Annotated in this window: 19 protein-coding genes; 9 read left to right on the forward strand and 10 right to left on the reverse strand. The window is 73.3% G+C overall.

What is annotated here, in order from left to right; all coding sequences use genetic code 11:
• Positions 1 to 6: 6 nt before the first annotated feature.
• From ABD143_RS33760 to ABD143_RS33775, 4 genes are read right to left on the reverse strand one after another with little or no spacing between them, the layout of a single operon-like run.
• A complete protein-coding gene (locus ABD143_RS33760) occupies positions 7 to 807 on the reverse strand; it encodes a carbohydrate ABC transporter permease (RefSeq protein ID WP_343986332.1) in 801 nt (266 codons plus the stop codon).
• Positions 804 to 1,748 carry a carbohydrate ABC transporter permease gene (locus tag ABD143_RS33765; RefSeq protein ID WP_343986335.1) on the reverse strand — a complete coding sequence of 315 codons (945 nt, stop codon included), beginning with the start codon at positions 1,746 to 1,748 and terminating at the stop codon, positions 804 to 806. The genes ABD143_RS33760 and ABD143_RS33765 overlap by 4 nt, the downstream gene beginning before the upstream one ends.
• 4 nt (positions 1,749 to 1,752) lie before the next feature.
• Positions 1,753 to 3,120 carry an extracellular solute-binding protein gene (locus tag ABD143_RS33770; RefSeq protein WP_343986338.1) on the reverse strand — a complete coding sequence of 456 codons (1,368 nt, stop codon included), beginning with the start codon at positions 3,118 to 3,120 and terminating at the stop codon, positions 1,753 to 1,755.
• Positions 3,121 to 3,138: 18 nt separating this feature from the next.
• Positions 3,139 to 4,188, reverse strand: a complete 1,050-nt coding sequence (locus tag ABD143_RS33775) for a carbohydrate kinase family protein (protein WP_343987185.1) — start codon at positions 4,186 to 4,188, stop codon at positions 3,139 to 3,141.
• A gap of 258 nt (positions 4,189 to 4,446) precedes the next feature.
• Here ABD143_RS33775 and ABD143_RS33780 point away from each other — a divergent pair, with 258 nt between their 5' ends.
• Both ABD143_RS33780 and ABD143_RS33785 read left to right on the forward strand, forming a co-directional pair.
• On the forward strand, positions 4,447 to 5,226 hold the full coding sequence (locus ABD143_RS33780; protein WP_343986340.1) for a DeoR/GlpR family DNA-binding transcription regulator: 780 nt from the start codon (positions 4,447 to 4,449) through the stop codon (positions 5,224 to 5,226).
• Between the two features lie 14 nt (positions 5,227 to 5,240).
• Entirely contained in the window at positions 5,241 to 6,569 is a 1,329-nt protein-coding gene (locus ABD143_RS33785) for a 6-phospho-beta-glucosidase (protein WP_343986342.1), read from the forward strand.
• On the opposite strand, the gene ABD143_RS33790 is transcribed toward ABD143_RS33785, so the two are convergent.
• Entirely contained in the window at positions 6,570 to 7,808 is a 1,239-nt protein-coding gene (locus ABD143_RS33790; RefSeq protein ID WP_343986345.1) for a metal-dependent hydrolase family protein, read from the reverse strand. It abuts the gene before it with no gap.
• Positions 7,809 to 7,902: 94 nt separating this feature from the next.
• Here ABD143_RS33790 and ABD143_RS33795 point away from each other — a divergent pair, with 94 nt between their 5' ends.
• A complete protein-coding gene (locus ABD143_RS33795) occupies positions 7,903 to 8,361 on the forward strand; it encodes a MarR family winged helix-turn-helix transcriptional regulator (RefSeq protein ID WP_343986348.1) in 459 nt (152 codons plus the stop codon).
• Between the two features lie 43 nt (positions 8,362 to 8,404).
• Here ABD143_RS33795 and bcp read toward each other — a convergent pair whose 3' ends face one another.
• Positions 8,405 to 8,872, reverse strand: coding sequence for a thioredoxin-dependent thiol peroxidase (gene bcp, locus ABD143_RS33800; RefSeq protein ID WP_343986352.1), 468 nt, complete (start codon positions 8,870 to 8,872; stop codon positions 8,405 to 8,407).
• Between the two features lie 115 nt (positions 8,873 to 8,987).
• Here bcp and ABD143_RS33805 point away from each other — a divergent pair, with 115 nt between their 5' ends.
• Positions 8,988 to 9,209 (forward strand): DUF3618 domain-containing protein, encoded by a 222-nt coding sequence (locus ABD143_RS33805; protein ID WP_343986355.1) that lies wholly within the window; start codon positions 8,988 to 8,990, stop codon positions 9,207 to 9,209.
• 22 nt (positions 9,210 to 9,231) lie between these two features.
• Here the strand turns inward: ABD143_RS33805 and ABD143_RS33810 are convergent, their stop codons facing one another.
• The 4 genes from ABD143_RS33810 to ABD143_RS33825 all read right to left on the reverse strand — a co-directional run bounded on the left by ABD143_RS33810 (position 9,232) and on the right by ABD143_RS33825 (position 12,257).
• A complete protein-coding gene (locus tag ABD143_RS33810) occupies positions 9,232 to 10,476 on the reverse strand; it encodes an NAD(P)/FAD-dependent oxidoreductase (protein WP_343986358.1) in 1,245 nt (414 codons plus the stop codon).
• Between the two features lie 119 nt (positions 10,477 to 10,595).
• Complete coding sequence (locus ABD143_RS33815) at positions 10,596 to 11,375, reverse strand: SigB/SigF/SigG family RNA polymerase sigma factor (protein WP_343986361.1); 780 nt, start codon at positions 11,373 to 11,375, stop codon at positions 10,596 to 10,598.
• Positions 11,372 to 11,812, reverse strand: a complete 441-nt coding sequence (locus ABD143_RS33820) for an ATP-binding protein (protein ID WP_343986363.1) — start codon at positions 11,810 to 11,812, stop codon at positions 11,372 to 11,374. Before ABD143_RS33820 ends, ABD143_RS33815 begins: the two co-directional genes overlap by 4 nt.
• A gap of 76 nt (positions 11,813 to 11,888) precedes the next feature.
• On the reverse strand, positions 11,889 to 12,257 hold the full coding sequence (locus ABD143_RS33825) for an STAS domain-containing protein (protein ID WP_343986365.1): 369 nt from the start codon (positions 12,255 to 12,257) through the stop codon (positions 11,889 to 11,891).
• 176 nt (positions 12,258 to 12,433) lie between these two features.
• Between ABD143_RS33825 and larE the strand changes: the two genes are divergently transcribed.
• From larE to pdxA, 5 genes are read left to right on the forward strand one after another with little or no spacing between them, the layout of a single operon-like run.
• A complete protein-coding gene (gene larE, locus ABD143_RS33830; protein WP_343986367.1) occupies positions 12,434 to 13,276 on the forward strand; it encodes an ATP-dependent sacrificial sulfur transferase LarE in 843 nt (280 codons plus the stop codon).
• Positions 13,273 to 13,944 carry a nickel pincer cofactor biosynthesis protein LarB gene (larB, locus tag ABD143_RS33835; protein ID WP_343986370.1) on the forward strand — a complete coding sequence of 224 codons (672 nt, stop codon included), beginning with the start codon at positions 13,273 to 13,275 and terminating at the stop codon, positions 13,942 to 13,944. Before larE ends, larB begins: the two co-directional genes overlap by 4 nt.
• 10 nt (positions 13,945 to 13,954) lie before the next feature.
• Positions 13,955 to 15,103, forward strand: a complete 1,149-nt coding sequence (gene larC / locus ABD143_RS33840) for a nickel pincer cofactor biosynthesis protein LarC (RefSeq protein ID WP_343986373.1) — start codon at positions 13,955 to 13,957, stop codon at positions 15,101 to 15,103.
• Between the two features lie 58 nt (positions 15,104 to 15,161).
• Positions 15,162 to 16,268, forward strand: a complete 1,107-nt coding sequence (locus ABD143_RS33845; protein ID WP_343986376.1) for a four-carbon acid sugar kinase family protein — start codon at positions 15,162 to 15,164, stop codon at positions 16,266 to 16,268.
• On the forward strand, positions 16,265 to 17,302 hold the full coding sequence (gene pdxA / locus ABD143_RS33850; protein WP_343986379.1) for a 4-hydroxythreonine-4-phosphate dehydrogenase PdxA: 1,038 nt from the start codon (positions 16,265 to 16,267) through the stop codon (positions 17,300 to 17,302). The genes ABD143_RS33845 and pdxA overlap by 4 nt, the downstream gene beginning before the upstream one ends.
• The last annotated feature ends 3 nt before the right edge of the window (positions 17,303 to 17,305 follow it).

The following is a 17,305-nucleotide window of genomic DNA, read 5'->3' on the forward strand; positions in this document are numbered from 1 at the left end:
GAACCCTCATTCCCGCACCGCGCCCTCCAGCATCCCGCGGATGAAATGGCGTTGCAGGAACAGGTAGACGATCAGAACCGGCGCGGCGACGATCACCGCGCCCGCCGCGAGCAGCGTGAACCCCGACGTGTACTGGCCCTGGAAGAACGCGAGCCCCAGCGGCGCCGTGCGCAGCGCCTGGTCGGTCGCCATCACCAGCGGGATCAGGAACTCGTTCCAGGTCCACAGATACGTCAGCACGACCATCGTGACGATCGCGGGCCGGGCGGGCGGCACGAGGATCCTCCAGAGGATCCGCCAGGTCCCGGCGCCGTCGAGCCGGCCCGCCTCGATCAGCGACGCGGGTTGCGACCGGAAGTAGGCCCGCATCCAGAACGTGCCGAAGGCGACCGACTGAGCCACCTGCGGCAGCGCGATCGCCCAGAACGTGTTGGTGAGCCCGAACGTGCGCAGATCGAAGTACAGCGGGACGACGATCACCTCGCCCGGCACCATGAGGCCGAGCAGGAACAGCGGGAACAGCACGGGCGCCCCCGGCACGCGCATGGTGCCGAACGCATAGCCGGCGAGCACGGAGAGCACCCCGGCGACGACGACCACGAACCCCGAGACGGCGACGCTCGTGAGCATCGACGGTCCGAAGCGGCCCTGCTCCCATGCGGCGGCGAAGTTCGCGAGCCCGCCCACGCCGCCCGCGTCGTCCGGGCCCAGGGCGGCGCCCAGCACGGTGCCGATCGGCCAGAGCGCGAACAGGGTGAAGACGAGCAGCACGGCGTAGTTGGCGGTGCGCTCCGTCGCGGAGATCACCGGCCGCCCCGCTCGCCGATGCGGGCCACCCCGAGGTTGATCACGAAAATGATCACGGTGAGCGTGACCCCGATGGCCGCGGCCGAGCCGACCTCGCCGAGCCGGAACGCCCGGTTGAACACCTCGAAGGCGGGCACCGACGTGCGGTTGCCGGGGCCGCCGCCGGTGGTGATGTAGATGAGGTCGAACGTCCGGAGCGCGGCGACCGCGGTGAGCGTGAGCGCGACGGCGAGCTCGGCGCGCACCGCGGGCAGGGTGATGGCGAAGAACTCGCGCACCGGCCCCGCCCCGTCCAGGCGGCAGGCCTCGTACAGCTCGCCGGGAATGCGGCTCATCCCGGCCATCAGCAGCACGGTGGCGAGTCCGGTCTGCACCCACGTGCCGACGATCCCGACGGCAGGCAGCGCCAGCACCGGGTCGCCCAGCCACGCCCGGCCGAGTGCGCCCAGCCCGACCGCCGCGAGCACGTCGTTGAGGGAGCCGTCGGGGGCGTAGATCCGCCGCCACGCGACCCCGACGACAACCATCGCCACGACCTGGGGCAGGAACACGATCATGCGGAAGAACGCCAGCCCCCGCACTTTCGCCCGGTTGAGGACGGCTGCGAGAACGATCCCGATCGCCGTGGGCAGCAGAGCGAAGAACACGATCAGTACGAGCGCGTGCCCGAACGCCGCCCGTAGCTGGTCGTCAGCGACGACGTCGACGTAGTTCCCGAGGCCCACGAACGTGGCCGGCGTCAGCCCGTCCCAGTCGAAGAGCGACAGGTGCACGGCCCGGCCGAGGGGGTAGAGCAGGAACACCGCGTAGACGACGAACGCCGGCGCGATGTAGGCGAGCGCCGTCCACGGCGACGGACCGAGCCCGCGGCGGCGCGGCTCGGGCGACGGACGCGCCGCGGGCGCCGTCGTGGCGGGCGTCGCGAGCCCGCCGCTGGCCATCCCGTCAGCCGTTCTGGTCGACGAACGCCGTGTAGTCGGCCTGCACCGTGGCCAGGAACTGCTCCGGCGTCTGCTGTCCGGCCAGCAGGTCCTGCAGCGCCGCGCCCATCGTGTCGGCCATCGTCGGGGTGGCGTAGTCGAGGTAGGGGAGCAGCTGCCCGCCGTCGGCCACGGCGGCGAACGCCGCGAAGACGTCCTGCGAGAGCCCGGCGGGCGGCTGCTGCTGGGCGGTGCCGGCCACCGGGAGGTTGCCGGTCTCGGTGAGCACCCGCATGGCGTCGGGGCTCGTGATGAAATCCAGGTACGCGGCCGCGGCGTCGGGTGCGTCGCTGCCGGTGGTGATCGAGAAGGGGAGGCCGGTGCCGCCCGTGGCCGACACCGGACGGCCCGCGGGCGGCGGGGGCGGCATGAACCGCACGTTCGGTCCCATCGCGGCCGCCAGGTCCGGGGCGAGCCAGGTGCCGCCGATCAGGAACGGCGACTCCCCGCGCGCGAACGCCTGCCAGGCCTGGTCGTTGTCGACGCCGTTGACGCCGTCGTTGAAGTAGCCCGCCCGCGCCCACTCGGCGATCTTCTGCGCGGCCTGGGTGTTCTCCGGCGTGGTCCAGGACGCGCCGTCGCGGCCGAAGGCGAGGTCGGTGACCTGCTCGGCCGGCACGAGCTGGTCCTGCACCGTGCCGAGCACGTGCAGCGCCGGCCAGCTCTCGAGGTTGCCGAGCTGCATCGGGACGGCGCCGGCGGCGCGGCCGGCGGCGAGTGCGGCCTCGAACTCCTCCCACGTCGACGGCACGGCGATGCCGAGGCGCTGCAGCTCGGCGGGGTTGTAGTAGATCCCGACGACCTCGCCCACCTGCGGGAGCCCGTAGACCTCGCCCTCGCCGAACACCTTGCCGTCGGGTGTGTAGCTCACGTACTGCCGCACGGACGCCGGGTAGCGCTCGTCCCAGCCGTAGGCCTGCGCCCACGGGCGCAGCGGCAGCAGCTGTCCGGCGGCGACGAAGGCGCCCATGTCGGCGCGCCCGTTGTTGGCCTGAACGACGTCAGGGGCGTCGTTGCCGGAGATCGCCAGCCGGAGGGTGGTGGCCAGGTCGTCGAAGGAGCGCGAGACGCGCTCGATCGTGACGTTCGGGTAGCGCTGGTGAAACGCCGCGTTGAGCTGTTCCATCTGCTCGTTCTGCCCGCCGCGGACCTCCTGGTCCCACACCGTCAGGGTGACGGGCCCGAGCGCGGCGACGTCGGTCTGCACGGCCCGGTCCGTGGGCGGCGGAGCTGCGGCGTTCTCCGATCCGGGTGTGCAGGCCGCGCTGAGCAGCGCCAGCGCCCCGACGAGCGCGGCGACGACGGAAGCGCGGAACCGGGTGGGCCTGGCCATGTGTGCTCCTCCGGAGGGTCAGGCGGGGCGGGTGAGATCAGCGTGGCGGGCGATCGTGGCCGCCGCCCGGCGGACGCCGCAGACGTGCCTGCGCGGCACGAGGTCCTCCAGGAACCCGTAGCGCTCGCGAAGGTCGAAGGCGATGGTGTTGCCGCCCTCCGCGCGGGTGCGGGTGCGCCGCCACCAGTCGCCGATGTCGCCCCAGCCCGGTGCCGCGAGCGACCCGCCGAACTCGTGGACGGCGAGCGCGGCGGACACCCCGGCGAACAGCAGCCGGTGCTCCAGCGGCCACCCGGCGATGGTGCCGAGCACGAGGCCGGCCCCGAAGACGTCGCCTGCGCCGGTGGGGTCGAGCGCGTCGACCGGCAGGGCGGGCACGCCGGCCTCCTCGCCGGTGGCGGCGTCGAGGGCCAGCGCGCCGTCGCCGCCGCACGTGACGACGGCCAGCGGGACGTGCTCCGCGAGCGCGTGCAGCGCGGCGCGGGGGCTGTCGGTGCGGGTATAGCTCATCGCCTCGACCGCGTTGGGCATGAACGCGTCGCACCCGGCGAGGCTCGTGAGCAGCGCTGGGTCCCAGGCGCCGGTGGGGTCCCACCCCGCGTCGGCGAAGATGAGTGCGCCCGCGCGGCGTGCCGTGCCCACCCATGACGGGAGAACGGGGTCGGCGGCGCCCTCGCCGATGCTGGTGATCACGGCGCGGGCCCGCGGCGGCGCGCCGATCAGGTCGTTGCTCGAGATCGGGAGCTCGTGGCCGTGGGTGACCATGCTGCGGTCGCGCTGCACGGCCATCGAGACGGTGACCGGGGTGTGCCACTGGGCGAACCGGCGGGAGCGGGAGAGGTCCACGCGCTCCTGGTCGGCCAGCGTCCGCCAGCAGAAGTCGGCGTAGACGTCGTCGCCGAACCCGGCGGCGAGGCTGGTGCGCAACCCGAGCCGGGCGGCGGCGGTGGCGAGGTTGGCGATGCCACCAGGGCAGGACGCCATCCCGGCAGCCCACACCTCGGTGCCCGCCGCCGGGATGGCCGGGAGCCCGGTGAACACGATGTCGAGGAAGACGGTGCCGGACATGAAGACATCGACGGTGGGGGCTTCGACGCCGCTCTGCAGTTCGGCGCTGCGCAGCTGGGCGAGCGGGTCCCACCAGCTCGGCTCGTGCATCGCGTCCTGCACCGTGCTGGTCACCGCCCGCCCCCTCCGGCCCGTCGCGGGCGATACTGCCTCCTCGGTTGCGCGGATGGCAACCGTTCATGCGCGGTTCTGCTCTGCCCTGCTCGTTCGTGCTCGTCTGCGCTGTTCGCCCGCGCACGGCTGCGTTACGGTTGCGCGGTGCTTCCGGCGCGGCGTCACGGGGAGATCATCCGCCTGGTGCGGGACTCCGGCGTGGTCTCCGTCGACACGCTGGCCGCGCAGCTCTGCGTGAGTCCGTCCACGATCCGTCGGGACCTGCAGTCGCTCGATGCCGAAGGTGCCCTGCGCCGCGTCCGGGGTGGGGCCGGTTGCCTCACCGGCCACGCCGCCGACGTCGTCATGGGTGCCGATCCGGTCCCGTTCGCCGAGGTCGCGGGGGTGGCTGCCGGCGACAAGGAGCGCATCGCCCGTAGCGCGGCCGGTCTGGTCGAGGACGGCGAGGTCGTGCTGATCGACATCGGTACCACCACCGCGTGCCTCGCGCACGCGCTGCGCGGGCGCCGGATCACCGTGATCACCTCCAGCCTCGCCGTCGTGGACGAGCTGCGCGACGACACGGACGTCGAGCTGCTCGTACTCGGCGGCATCCTGCGGCGCAACTACCTGTCGATGGTTGGCATGCTCACCGAGCAGGCGCTGCGCGAGATGCGCGCCCACCGGCTCTTCCTCGGCACCAGCGGGATCCGCCGCGACGGGCGCGTCATGGACTCGAGGCTCGTGGAACTGCCGGTGAAGCGCGCCATGATGAGCGCCGCCGAGCAGACGGTGGTGTTGGCCGACTGCGGGAAGTTCCCCGGCACCGGGTTGCTGCCGGTCTGCGGCCCCGAGGACGTGCACGTTCTCGTCACCAACGACGGCGCCGACCCCGCGACGCTGGCGGTGTGCGCCCGCGCCGGCGCCGAGATCCGATTGGCGTGAGGGATCGGATTCGCGTGAAGCTCACGATCCTGGGTGGCGGCGGGTTCCGCGTGCCGCTGGTCTACCAGGCACTCGCCGCGGGTTCGCCGATCAGCGAGGTCGTGCTGCACGACGTGGCGGCCGACCGGCTCGCCGCCATCGGCGCTGTGCTCGCCGAGATGGCCGCCGCCGCGCCGGGCGCGCCGCCCGTCCGCACCACGACCGACCTCGAGGCAGCGCTCGCCGGGGCCCGGTTCGTGTTCTCCGCGATCCGCGTCGATGGGCTCGCCGGGCGCACGGTGGACGAGCGGGTCGCCCTGGACTGCGGGGTGCTGGGCCAGGAGACCACCGGTCCGGGCGGGGTCGCCTACGGCCTGCGCACGGTGCCGGTCGCCCTGCACGTCGCGGAGCGGGTGGCGGCGGTGGCCCCGGAGGCGTGGTTGATCAACTTCACCAATCCGGCGGGGATGATCACCGAGGCCATGCAGCGGGTGCTCGGCGAGCGGGTGGTGGGCATCTGCGACTCGCCGGTCGGGCTCGTGAACCGGGCCGTCCGCGCGCTGGGGCTGGGGCGCGGCGAGCCGGTGGTCGACTACGTCGGGCTCAACCACCTCGGCTGGCTGCGCGGCCTGCGCGTGGACGGGGTGGACCGGCTCCCGGCGCTGCTCGCCGACGACGCCGCCCTGGACAGCATCGAGGAGGTGCGGCTGGTCGGCGCCGACTGGGTACGCACGATCGGGGCGCTGCCCAACGAGTACCTCTACTACTTCTACCGGTCCCGCGAGGCGGTCGCCGCGATCCGTTCGGCGGCGACCACGCGCGGGGAGTTCCTGCTCGGCCAGCAGGAGCGGTTCTATGCCGAGGGCGCAGGCCCCGACGCCCTGCGGCGGTGGAGCCGGGTGCGCGAGGAGCGCGACGCCACCTACATGGCGGAGAGCCGGGAGGCCAGCGGGGCGGGTGAGCGCGCGGCCGAGGACGTCGCGGCGGGCGGCTACCAGCAGGTTGCGCTCGACCTCATGGCCGCGCTGTCAGGTGGGCCGTCCCGCACGATGATCCTCAACGTCCGCAACGGCGCGGCGGTGCCCGGGCTGCCGGGCGAGGCGGTGGTGGAGGTGCCTTGCCTCGTGGGTCCGCACGGCATCACGCCGCTGGCCACGGCCCCGCTGCCGGGCGCGATGCTCGGCCTGCTGCAGCAGGTCAAGGCCGTCGAGCAGGACACGATCGAGGCCGCAGTCACCGGGTCGCGGGCGCTCGCGCTGCGGGCGTTCGCGCAGCACCCGCTGGTGGACTCGGTGGCGGTGGCCGAGCGGCTCCTCGACGGCTACCGCGCGCACCTGCCGGGCGTCGCGGCGGTGATCCGTTAGTCAGGAGAGCAGCCGGGTGCCGCGCCGCCAGACCGACCGCAGGTTGAGCGTATCCCTGATGGCTGTGGTGGGGTCGCCGTCGACCAGCAGTAGGTCCGCACGCATGCCGGGCGCGACGCGGCCCCGATCGGTGAGCGCGAACCGGCGTGCGGGAGTGGCGGTGGCGGCGCGCAGCGCCTCCACCGGAGTGAGGCCCGCTCGCACGAGGTACTGCAGCTCGTGATGGACGCTCGCGCCATGGGCGACGCCGCCGAGGAACGTCGCGGGGAATGACGCGTCGGTCCCGGCCACGATGTCGACGCCGGCGTCGTGCAGGGCCTTCACCGACGCGAGGACGTCGGTCAGCTCGCCCTGGGGGTAGCGGCCGTAGCAGGAGCGCAGTGTGCTCAACCAGGCGTCGTCGAGCCGGGAGGCCACCCGCGGGTCGGCCGCGAAGTCGGCGCCGGTCAGGCCCATCATGGAGGCGTCGAGCACGACGGCGGGCACGACGAACGCCCCGGACTGGGCGATCAGCTCGATGATCTCGTCCGTGTGCGGGACATCCATGAACAGGTGCGCGAGGCCGTCGATCCCGGCCTCGACCGCCATCCGGGTGGCGTCGAGGGTCAGCGCGTGGGCCACGGTGAGCATGCCGTGGCGGTGCGCTTCGGCCACCCCGGCCGCCACCGTCGCCTGGTCGAGCACGGGAAGTCCAGGGTGGCCCTCGACCGTGCCGTCGTCGATCATAAACTTGATGTAGTCCGAGCCGGACTCCACGAGCCGGGCGACTGCGGCGACGGCCTCGTGCGGCGTCGTGACGAACGGCATCACGATCCCGGCGGCCTCCGGGTTGTCGGCGTCGTCGACGGGCTCGCCGTCATCGCCGGGCCGGGCGTCGGCGGGGAAGAGCTCACTTGGGTGTCCGCCGGGCGGGGTGAGGCCGAAGCCCGCCGAGCGCACGTCGGCCCGGGAGTCATCCGTCGCGAGGCGCGCGCGTCGCGGCTTCGTCCAGGTGCCCTGCATCTCCAGCTCGGTGGTGACGCCGAAGCGCAGCGCCAGCGCGAGCCCCTGCTCCGAGGTGTGGACGTGGGCGTCGATGAGGCCGGGCAGCAGCGTGCCGCCGCTGCCGTCGATGACGTCGGCCCCCTTTGGGACCTCGCCCCCGACCGAGGTGATCTCGGGGCCGTCGATCACGACCGTGGTGGCGTCGCGGACGCGCTCCCCGTCGAAGACCCGCACGTTGCTGATCGCAGTGGTCACGATCGTCCGCCTTTCGCTCAGCTACTGATGACACCCACATATACATGACAGGCCACATGGATGTGCTGGCGGCACGCAAGTGTATGCTGGGTGCGTGACGGCGGAAGCGGGCGGGCCGGACAGCGAGGCGCTGCTGGACTCCATCGGGGCCACGCTCGGCAAACTCCGCCGGCGCACCCACCTGGTGAAGGTCGTGGACCCTCCGGTGGAGCGGAAGGACCTGTCCCGCAACCTCGTGATCAACATCGTGGACGAGGCAAACAGCGAGATCACGGTCGGCGGAGTGGCCGACCAACTCGGCATCGATCCGTCGGCGGCCAGCCGGATGGTCTCGGACCTGATCTCGCAGGGCCTCCTGGAGCGGCTGGCGTCCCAGCGGGACGGGCGACGCACCGTGCTCCGGCTGACGCCCGAGGGCACCGCAGCCCGCGACCGCTTCCGGCGCCAGCACCGTCAGGCCTTCGAACACATCACCCGTGACTGGCCGGCCCGTGAGCGGCTCGAGTTCGCGCGGCTGCTGCGCAAGTACGTCGACTCCGCCGACGACCTCTGAACGCGCACCGACCGACGGCGGGCGCGCGGCGTGCCTGCTTCGCTCAGACCTTGAGGTCCTTGCGCAGCTTTGCCACGTGGCCGGTCGCGCGGACGTTGTAAAGCGCCTGCTCGATCTTCCCCTCGGGGTCCACCACGAACGTCGAGCGGATCACGCCGGTGACCGTCTTGCCGTACATCTGCTTCTCGCCGAAGGCGCCCCACGCGTTGAGCACCTCCTTGTCGACGTCGGAGAGCAGCGGGAACGTGAGGCCCTCGGCGTCGCGGAACTTCACGAGCTTGGCCTGCTTGTCCGGCGAGATGCCGATGACGTCGAGCCCGGCGTCCCCCAGGTTCGCGAGGTTGTCGCGGAAGTCGCAGGCCTGCTTGGTGCAGCCGGGGGTGCTCGCGGCCGGGTAGAAGTAGACGATGACGCGCCTGCCGCGGTAGTCCGACAGCGACACCGGCTTGCCGTCGGCGTCGGGGAGCGTGAAGTCCGGGGCGGCGTCGCCGGGCGCCAGTCGGGTTGTCATGTCCGCGATCCTGGCACGATGGGCGCACCGACACGCGCCGGGCCGGGCCGTGGCGGGCCGGCGACTGATCTACGGTTGGCACCCCATCGGAGATTTCGGCAGGCAAGGAGGCGTCGTGGCGCGCGACCCGGACACCATCCAGCGTGAGATCGAGCAGGCGCGGGACGCGCTGGCGGAGAGCCTCGACGCCCTCGGCGAGCGGGCGAACCCGAAGCGGCTGGTCGACGAGGGCATGGAGAGCGTGCAGGCCCGGCTTTCGGATCCGCGGATCCGCTACGGCCTGATGGCGATGGGCGGGCTGATCCTGTTCGCGCTGATCCGTCGCCTGTTCCGCTGATTCCCTTGATCCCATCGACAGCTCAGAGCGATGCGGCCAGCGCCTTGGCCTCGTCGGCGGTCGCGCCCGCCGCCACCAGCGGCCGGTAGCGCGAGACGTAGCGCGCGGCGCCGAAGCCCGCCACCGCGACCAGCCGCTCGCCTTCGAGGTAGCCGGCCACGGTGCCCCGGACGTCGCCGCCGTCGAGGCCGGTGCCGTGCAACGGCATGACGTGGTCGGCATCGGCCAGTTCGGGGCGGCCGATGACCTGGATCTTGAGCCCGAACTGGTCGGACCAGAAGTAGGGCACCGCAGGCGGGGGTGGCGGGGCGCCGAGGATGTCGTGGGCCACCGCGGCGGCCTGATCGCCGGCGCTGGTCCAATGCTCGTGGCGGTGGGGCACGCCGTGCTCGGGGTCGTCCCAGGCCGACACGTCCCCGACCGCCCAGACCCCCCGCAGCCCGTGGACACGCCCCGTCGGGCTGCAGTGCAGCCCGCCCGCGGCGACCCTCTCGACCACCTCGGGTGGCAGCCAGTCGATGCACGGCACCCCGCCGACGCCGACGAGGCCGGCCTCGGCGCGCACCACGGTGCCGTCGGCCAGCTCGACGCCGACCCCGTCGGGGACGCCGGTGAACCCGGTGATCGTCACACCGGTGCGCAGGTCCACCCCTGCGGAGAAGTTCCGCGCGGCGAGCGCACCCAGCTCAGGGCCGAGCGCCCGCCCGAACGGCACGGGCATCGCCTCCAGCATGGTGACGGGGAGCCCCTCGCCCGTGGCGCAGCTCGCGACCTCCGCCCCGATGAACCCGCCTCCGACGATGAGCAGCGAGCCGACCCGGCCAAGTGTGTCGCGCAGCGCGAGAGCGTCCTCCAGCGTGCGGAGTGTGAGCATCTCGTCGGGCTGGCCGGGAAGCTTGCGGGCGGTTAGCCCGGTGGCGACCACGATCGCGTCCCCGTGCAGGGTGGACCCGTCGGCCAGCTCCAGCTCGTGGGCCGGGCGCCCGACGCCGCCGCCCGGCCGGAGCGCGACGGCGGGCAACCCGAGATGAGCCCGGACGCCGATCTCGTCGAGCGCGTCGAGTCCGGCCAGCACGATCCGCTCGGGATCCCAGCCGAGGGTGAGCAGCTGCTTCGACAGCGGCGGCCGGTCGTACGGCGGGTGCCGCTCCGCCCCGACGAGGCTGATCCGCCCCTGGAACCCGACCGAACGCAGCTGCTGGGCAGCGCGCAGCCCGCCGAGCCCGGCGCCGACGATGATCACGTGCTCCGGCTGACCGGTCATCATCCACCCCCTCCCAGCCACAATCCTGGCGGAGGTATCGAGGCCACTTCCCGCGGCCCCCGGATCGCGGACATCGAGCCCCAGAATCACGAAGCCCGGCGACCGGGTCCAGCGGAAGCGGCCTATCCCACTCTGGTCTCGGGGTCCAGGCGGCTGCGCAGCCGGTCGAGGGTCTGCGCGAGCAGCCGGGAGACGTGCATCTGCGAGATGCCGACGCGGTCGGCGATCTGGGTCTGCGTCATGTTGCCGAAGAACCGCAGCAGGACGATCGTGCGCTCGCGTTCGGCCAGCTCGGCGAGCACCGGGCGCAGGGCCTGCCGGAAGTCCACCCGGTCGAGCTCCGCGTCCGCCTCACCCACGAGCTCGCCGACGGTGGCGCTGCCCTGCTCGGACGACAGCATCTCGTCGAGCGACGAGCTGCGGTACGCCTCGGAGGCCTCCAGCCCTTCGAGCACCTCGGAGACGGGCACCCCGAGCTGTTCGGCGATCTCGGTGGGCTTGGGCGCCCGCCCGAGGCTCTGCGACAGCTCCGACACCGCTCCGTTGATGGAGACGTGCAGGTCCTTGAGCCTGCGCGGCACGCGCATCGACCAGCCGAGGTCACGGAAGTGCCTGCGCACCTCACCGCTGATCGTCGGCACGGCGAAGGAGAAGAAGTCGCTGCCGCGCTCCGGGGAATACCGGTCGATCGCGTTGATGAGCCCGACCGTCGCCACCTGCACCAGGTCGTCGAGGGGCTCGCCGCGGTTGGAGAAGCGCCGCGCGATGTGGTGGGCCACCGGCAGGAAACCGCGCACGAGCTCTTCGCGCAGCCGCTCGCGGTCCTGGTCGTCCTGGGGGAGGGTGGCGTAGCGCTCGAGCAGCGGGTAGAGGTGGCCGTACTCCGGGTCCGCTCGCGTCACCGCAGTACGTCGCTGGACCGCTTGTCCAGCCGGATGCTCACGGTGGGCGCCCTGCCGTCGCCACCGGGATCGTGGTGCACGCTCACGTCGTCGGCGAGGGTCTGCAGGACGCGCCAGCCGAACGTGTCGGTGGAGACGACCGTGTCGACGTGTTTGGTCTGGACCTGCGCGTTCACCTCGATGCGTTCGGGACGCACGAGGAACCTGCACAGCAGCGACGACGTGGGGGCCGCCACGTCGACGAGGGTCGCGCAGGCTTCGTCGACGGCCATCCGCAGGTCGGAGATGGCGTCGAGGTCGAAATCGGCCCGTGCCGCGAGGTCCGACGCGACGGCGCGGATCGTCGGGATCAGCGCGGCGCTCGCCGATGTCCGGACCTCCACGGTCGAAGCCCCGTCGAGCGTCTCGGCGGGGGAGGGGGAGTCCAGGTCGGACACGCTGCCGGGTCTCCTTCCGTTCGTTGCCGGTGGCCGGATGCAAGGGTCACCCATCTTGTACCCGCCAGGGGATGGATCAATCGCTGCAGGATATCGCGCTGCTCAGGTTGGGATGCAGGTCGAACAACTGGTCCGTGCCGGTGATCTCCAGCGGCCTGCGGACGGCGCGGGTGCAGACGACCAGCCGAAGCCGGGCGCCGCGCTCCTCTGCCCGGTTCGCGGCAGTGATCAGCACGGCGAGGCCGCTGGAGGCGAGGAACCGCACGCCGGACAGGTCGATGACGAGCGTCTCGTCAGGACCGGCCACCAGTTCGGTGGTGGCCGCGGTGAAGGCGGGCGCAGTGAGCGTGTCGATCTCGCCCTGCACCTCGAGCACAGCCGTGCCGGGATGCGGGCGGGTGATCGTGGCGTCGAGGAACTCCGCTGTGTCGGCGAAGTCGGGCACGTCATCACCTCCGGCACTTGTCGGAACAGTTTCGTCCCGGGCCGGTAGACCCATCCGGATCTCCGGACGGATCCGGGTCGGACGGCTGGGATCTCAACCGCTTCCGCATCGAAACCCTACAGTGCGCGTCCCGTCGCGGCTGGTGGCCCGCCGCCGGCCGCACCTACAGTGCTGGCGTGAGTGCTGGTGTGTGCACGGAACGTCCGGTCGAGGCCCTGCTCGCCGCCCTGCGTGAGCGGGTGCGCGCGGAGCCGCGGCTACTGGTGGCCTACTCGGGCGGCGTCGACTCCGCGCTGGTCGCCGCGGTGGCGGCCGAGGAGCTGGGCGATCGTGCGGTCGCCGTCACGGCAGTCTCGGCGAGCCTGCCCCGCAGCGAGCGAGCGGCGGCGCGCGCGTTCACGGCGTCGCATGGCATCGCTCACGTCGAGGTGGCGACCGACGAGCTGGAGCGGCCGGAGTACGTCGCGAACGGCGGCGACCGCTGCTTCCACTGCAAATCCGCGCTGTTCGACGCGCTGGAGCCGCTGGCGGCCATCTCCGGGGCCCGCATCGCGCTGGGCACCAACATCGATGACCTCGGTGACCACCGGCCGGGCCAGGCGGCGGCGGTCGCCCGCGGCGCGATCGCGCCGCTGCTCGACGCCGGGTTCGGGAAGGCCGAGGTGCGTGCGGTCAGCGCCGCCATGGGCCTGGTCACGGCGGACAAGCCGGCGGCGGCCTGCCTCGCGTCCCGCGTGGCGTACGGCGACCCGGTGACCGCTGAGTTGTTGCAGAAGGTGGAGCGGGCGGAGGAGGCGGTTCGCGGGCTCGGCTTCCCGGTCTGCCGGGTGCGCACCCACGGTGGCGGGGCCGTGGCCAGAGTCGAGGTGCCTGCCGGCGACGTGCTGCGCGCGGCCGGGCTACGCGCCGAGCTGGACGCGGGTGTGCGCACGGCCGGGTTCGAGTTCTGCGCCCTGGACCTGCAGGGGTTCGCCAGCGGCCGGATGAACGTGCTGCTGGGCATGCCGAGCAGGCCATGACCGGGTTCGAGGATCTGGGCTACGCGCGGCCCGATACCGACCGCGAGGCGCGGATGGGCGTGCCCGAGGTCGTGTACGGGCCGGGCAAGACCGTCGAGCAGATCGTCGGTGTGGTGCGGTCGCTGCTCGCAGCCAACGACGGCCCGGTGCTCGTCACACGCCTGGAGCCCGACGCCGCCGCGGCCGTGGCGGCGCAGGTGCCAGGCGGCACCTACGACCGGGTCGCCCGGCTTCTCGTGTGGCGGCCCGCGACGGGGCGGGAGTTCCGGCTGGTGGTGGCGTCGGCAGGCACGTCGGACCAGCCGGTGGCCGCCGAGGCCGCAGCCGTCGCCGCCGCGCTGGGTCTCGACGTGCACGAGTTGCGTGACGTCGGGGTGGCCGGGCTGCACCGGCTCCTCGCGGAGACCGGCGAGCTGCAGGCCGCCGACGCCGTGGTGTGCGTCGCCGGGATGGAGGGTGCGCTGCCCAGTGTGGTGGGCGGGCTCGTCGGCTGCCCGGTGATCGCCGTGCCCACGTCGGTCGGCTACGGCGCGGTGCTCGAGGGCGTCACGCCGCTGCTCGCGATGCTCAGCTCCTGTGCGTCCGGCGTGGTCGTCGTGAACATCGACTCGGGCTTCGGGGCGGCGATGGCCGCGCACCGGATGGCCCTGCGGCTCGCGCAGAGATGATCGTCCGGCGATGATCGTCTGGCTCAACCCGTTCAGCGGGATCTCCGGCGACATGCTGCTCGGGGCGTTGCTCGACCTCGGTGCCCCGCTCGACGGGGTCCGGACTGCGGTGACGGCCACCGGGCTGACCGGATGGGAGCTGTCCGCCGAGCGCGTGACGCGCGCGGGCATCGGCGCGACCCGGGCGGTCGTCACCGTGACCGACACTGCAACCGAGCGCCACGCCGCCGAGCTGCTGGCCCGGGTCGAACGGGCCGACACGGGCGTCGCCGCCCGCGCGGTGCGGGCGATCGCCGAGGTCGAGGCAGGCATCCACGGCGTCCCCGTCGGCGACGTGCACCTGCACGAGATCGGCGGGCTCGACACCGTCGTTGACACCGTCGGCGTGGCCGCCGCCCTGGAGTTGCTCGGGGTGACCGGGGTGCACTGCGGCCCGCTCGCCCTCGGCACCGGCACGGTCACCACCCGCCACGGCGTGCTGCCCGTACCCGCCCCCGCGACCGCGGCGCTGCTCGCCGCCGCGGGAGCCACGGTCACGGGCGCGGGTGTCGGCGAGACGGTCACGCCGACGGGCGCGGCCCTGCTCGTGGCGGCCGGGGCCCGGTTCGGCCCGGTACCGGCGATGGCGCTGCGTGGGGTGGGGTACGGCGCGGGCGGGCGCGACCCGGCGGACCGGGCCAACGTCCTGCAGGCTCTGCTCGGGGAGCCCGCCGGGCAGAGTTCCTCGATGGTTTCCTCGATGGCGCTGCTGGAGACCAACGTCGACGACGTCACCGGCGAGGTGCTCGGCCATCTCGTCGCGCGGCTGCTCGACGCCGGCGCCGCTGACGCCTGGCTCACGCCGATCGTCATGAAGAAGGGCCGGCCCGCGCACACCGTGCACGTGCTGGCCGCACCGGAACTCGCGGGGGAGTGCGAGCGGCTCCTGCTGAGCGAGACGGGGAGCCTCGGCCTGCGCCGCAGCACCGTCGACCGCACCGCGCTGCCCCGGCACACGACGACGGTCGACGTGGGCGGGCTCACGGTTCGGGTCAAACACGGGCCGTGGGGCGCGAAACCCGAGCACGACGACGTGGCGGCGGCTGCAGCCGCGCTCGGCCTCCCGCTACGCGAGGTCGCCCGCCGCGCCCTCTCGGCCGTGTCAGCCACTCAGGTCTGATATCAGAGAGGTTCGTTGACGCCGGAGAGCGCTCACACCTAGTGTCGGATGTAGCCGCTTGAAGGAGGTCCTCGTCGCCGTGGCCACCGCCGGTGTCCGCCGCCTGGCTGTCGTCGCGGACGACCTCACGGGCGCGGCTGACGCTGCTGCCCCCTTCGCCGTCCGCGGCCTGCGGGTCTCCGTCGCCCTCTCCGGCACCCCCGCGCCCGACGCCGAGGTGCTGGCGCTGCTCACCGACAATCGCACGTCACGCTCGCCCGCGGAGGCGGCGGCGCGCATGCGCGCCGCGGTCGGGCAGGTGCGCGAGTGGGCGCCCGGCATGCTGTTCGTCAAGATCGACTCGGTGCTGCGCGGCCAGGTGTACGCGGACGTCGGAGGCGCGCTGGCGGCCTGGCGGGTGAGCGGCGCGGTGGCCACCCCGGCTTTCCCAGCGCAGGGCCGCACGGTCCGCGACGGGGCGCTCCTCGTCCACGGCCGCGAAGCCGTGGACCGGGTGGTGGATCACTTCCCGGCGGGCGTCCGGGTCGTCGACGCCGAGACGCACGACGACCTCGTGGCGATCGCCCGCGGGATCGTCGAGAGCGGGTGCGTGGCCGTGGGCTCGGGTGGGCTCTCCCGCGCGCTCGCCACGGTGCTCGTCGACCCGCCGTTGCCGCAGACGCCGCCCCGGCAGACGGTGACGGGCGTGCTGGTCGTCGCCGGGACCCCGCACCCGGTCACCCGGACGCAGGTCGCGGACCTGGAGTCGGCGGGCGCCGAGCTCGTGCCGGACGGGCCGGACGCCGCGGCGGCCGCGACCACTGCGCTGACCGCGGGCCGCCGGGTGGTGCTGGCCTGTGAGCCGGACGACCATGTGGAGCCGGAGGGGCCCGCGGCCACCGCGCTCGCCGCGCAGCTCGCCCGGACCGTGGCGGCCGTGGTCGAGGCCGTCCCGTCGGTGGGGCTCGTGCTCACCGGCGGCACCACCGCGCTCGCCGTCGCCACGGCGCTGGGCGCGACCGAGCTGCGGCTGCTCGCCGAGGTGGCTGAGGGGTTGCCGCTCGGGGAACTGGTGACGGCGGAGCGACGGATATCGACGGTGACGAAGTCGGGCGGTTTCGGTACGCGAGACGCCCTGCGGCGCGCCGCGGAGGCTTTGGAAAAGGTTGTGGAGGCACAGGCATGACACCTTCTTTCACCCACCCCGCCGGCTCCGCCGGCGGCCGGCCCCCGGTGCTCGGCGTGACGGTCGGCGACCCGGCCGGAATCGGTCCCGAGGTGGTCCTCAAGGCGGCCCGCGACCCGCGAACGGCGGCGGCGCGGCTCGTGGCCATCGGGAGCGTCGCCGCGCTGCGGGCCGCCGCCGACGTGGTGCCCGACGCCCCCGCACTGCACGAGATCAGCGCGCCGGGCGAGGCCGCGTTCGAACCGGGGACGCTCGACGTGATCCCGGTGCCGTCCGATGTCGCAGTACCCGTCGGAGCGCTCTCGGCCGAGGCGGGGCAGATCGCGTTCGAGGGGGTGGCGCGGGCGGTCGAGCTTGCGCTCGCCGGTGACATCGACGGGATCGTCACCGCCCCCCTCAACAAGGAGGCGATCGCGCTCGCCGGCCACGCCTACCCGGGCCACACCGAGATCCTCGCGGAGCTCACCGGCACCCCGGACTTCGCGATGATGCTGACCGCGCTCAAGCTGCGCGTGGTGCACGTGACCACCCACGTAGGCATTCGCAAGATGCTCGACCGCGTCACGCGGGAGCGGGTGCTCACGACCATCCGGCTCGCCGACCGCGCGCTGCGTGACATGGGCTTCGAACGGCCGTCGGTTGGCGTCGCGGGTCTCAACCCGCACGCCGGGGAGGGCGGGCTCTTCGGCGACGAGGAGCAGCAGGTGATCATTCCCGCGATCGAGCAGGCGAAGGCGGAGGGGATCGACGCCACGGGGCCGTGGCCGGCCGACACGCTGTTCGGGCGGGCCGTCGCGGGCGACTTCGACGTGACGATCGCGATGTTCCACGACCAGGGCCACATCGCGGTGAAGGTGCTCGGCTTCGAGACCGGCGTGAACGCCACGATCGGGCTGCCGATCGTGCGGACGAGCGTCGACCACGGCACGGCGTTCGACATCGCGGGCACGGGCAAGGCGAGCGCCGACAGCCTCGTCGAGGCCGTGACCGTCGGGGCGGCGATGGCGGCGGCGCGGGCCGCCGCACGGACATAGGGG

It is taken from the genome of Pseudonocardia aurantiaca, assembly GCF_039526725.1.
Lineage (GTDB): Bacteria > Actinomycetota > Actinomycetes > Mycobacteriales > Pseudonocardiaceae > Pseudonocardia > Pseudonocardia aurantiaca.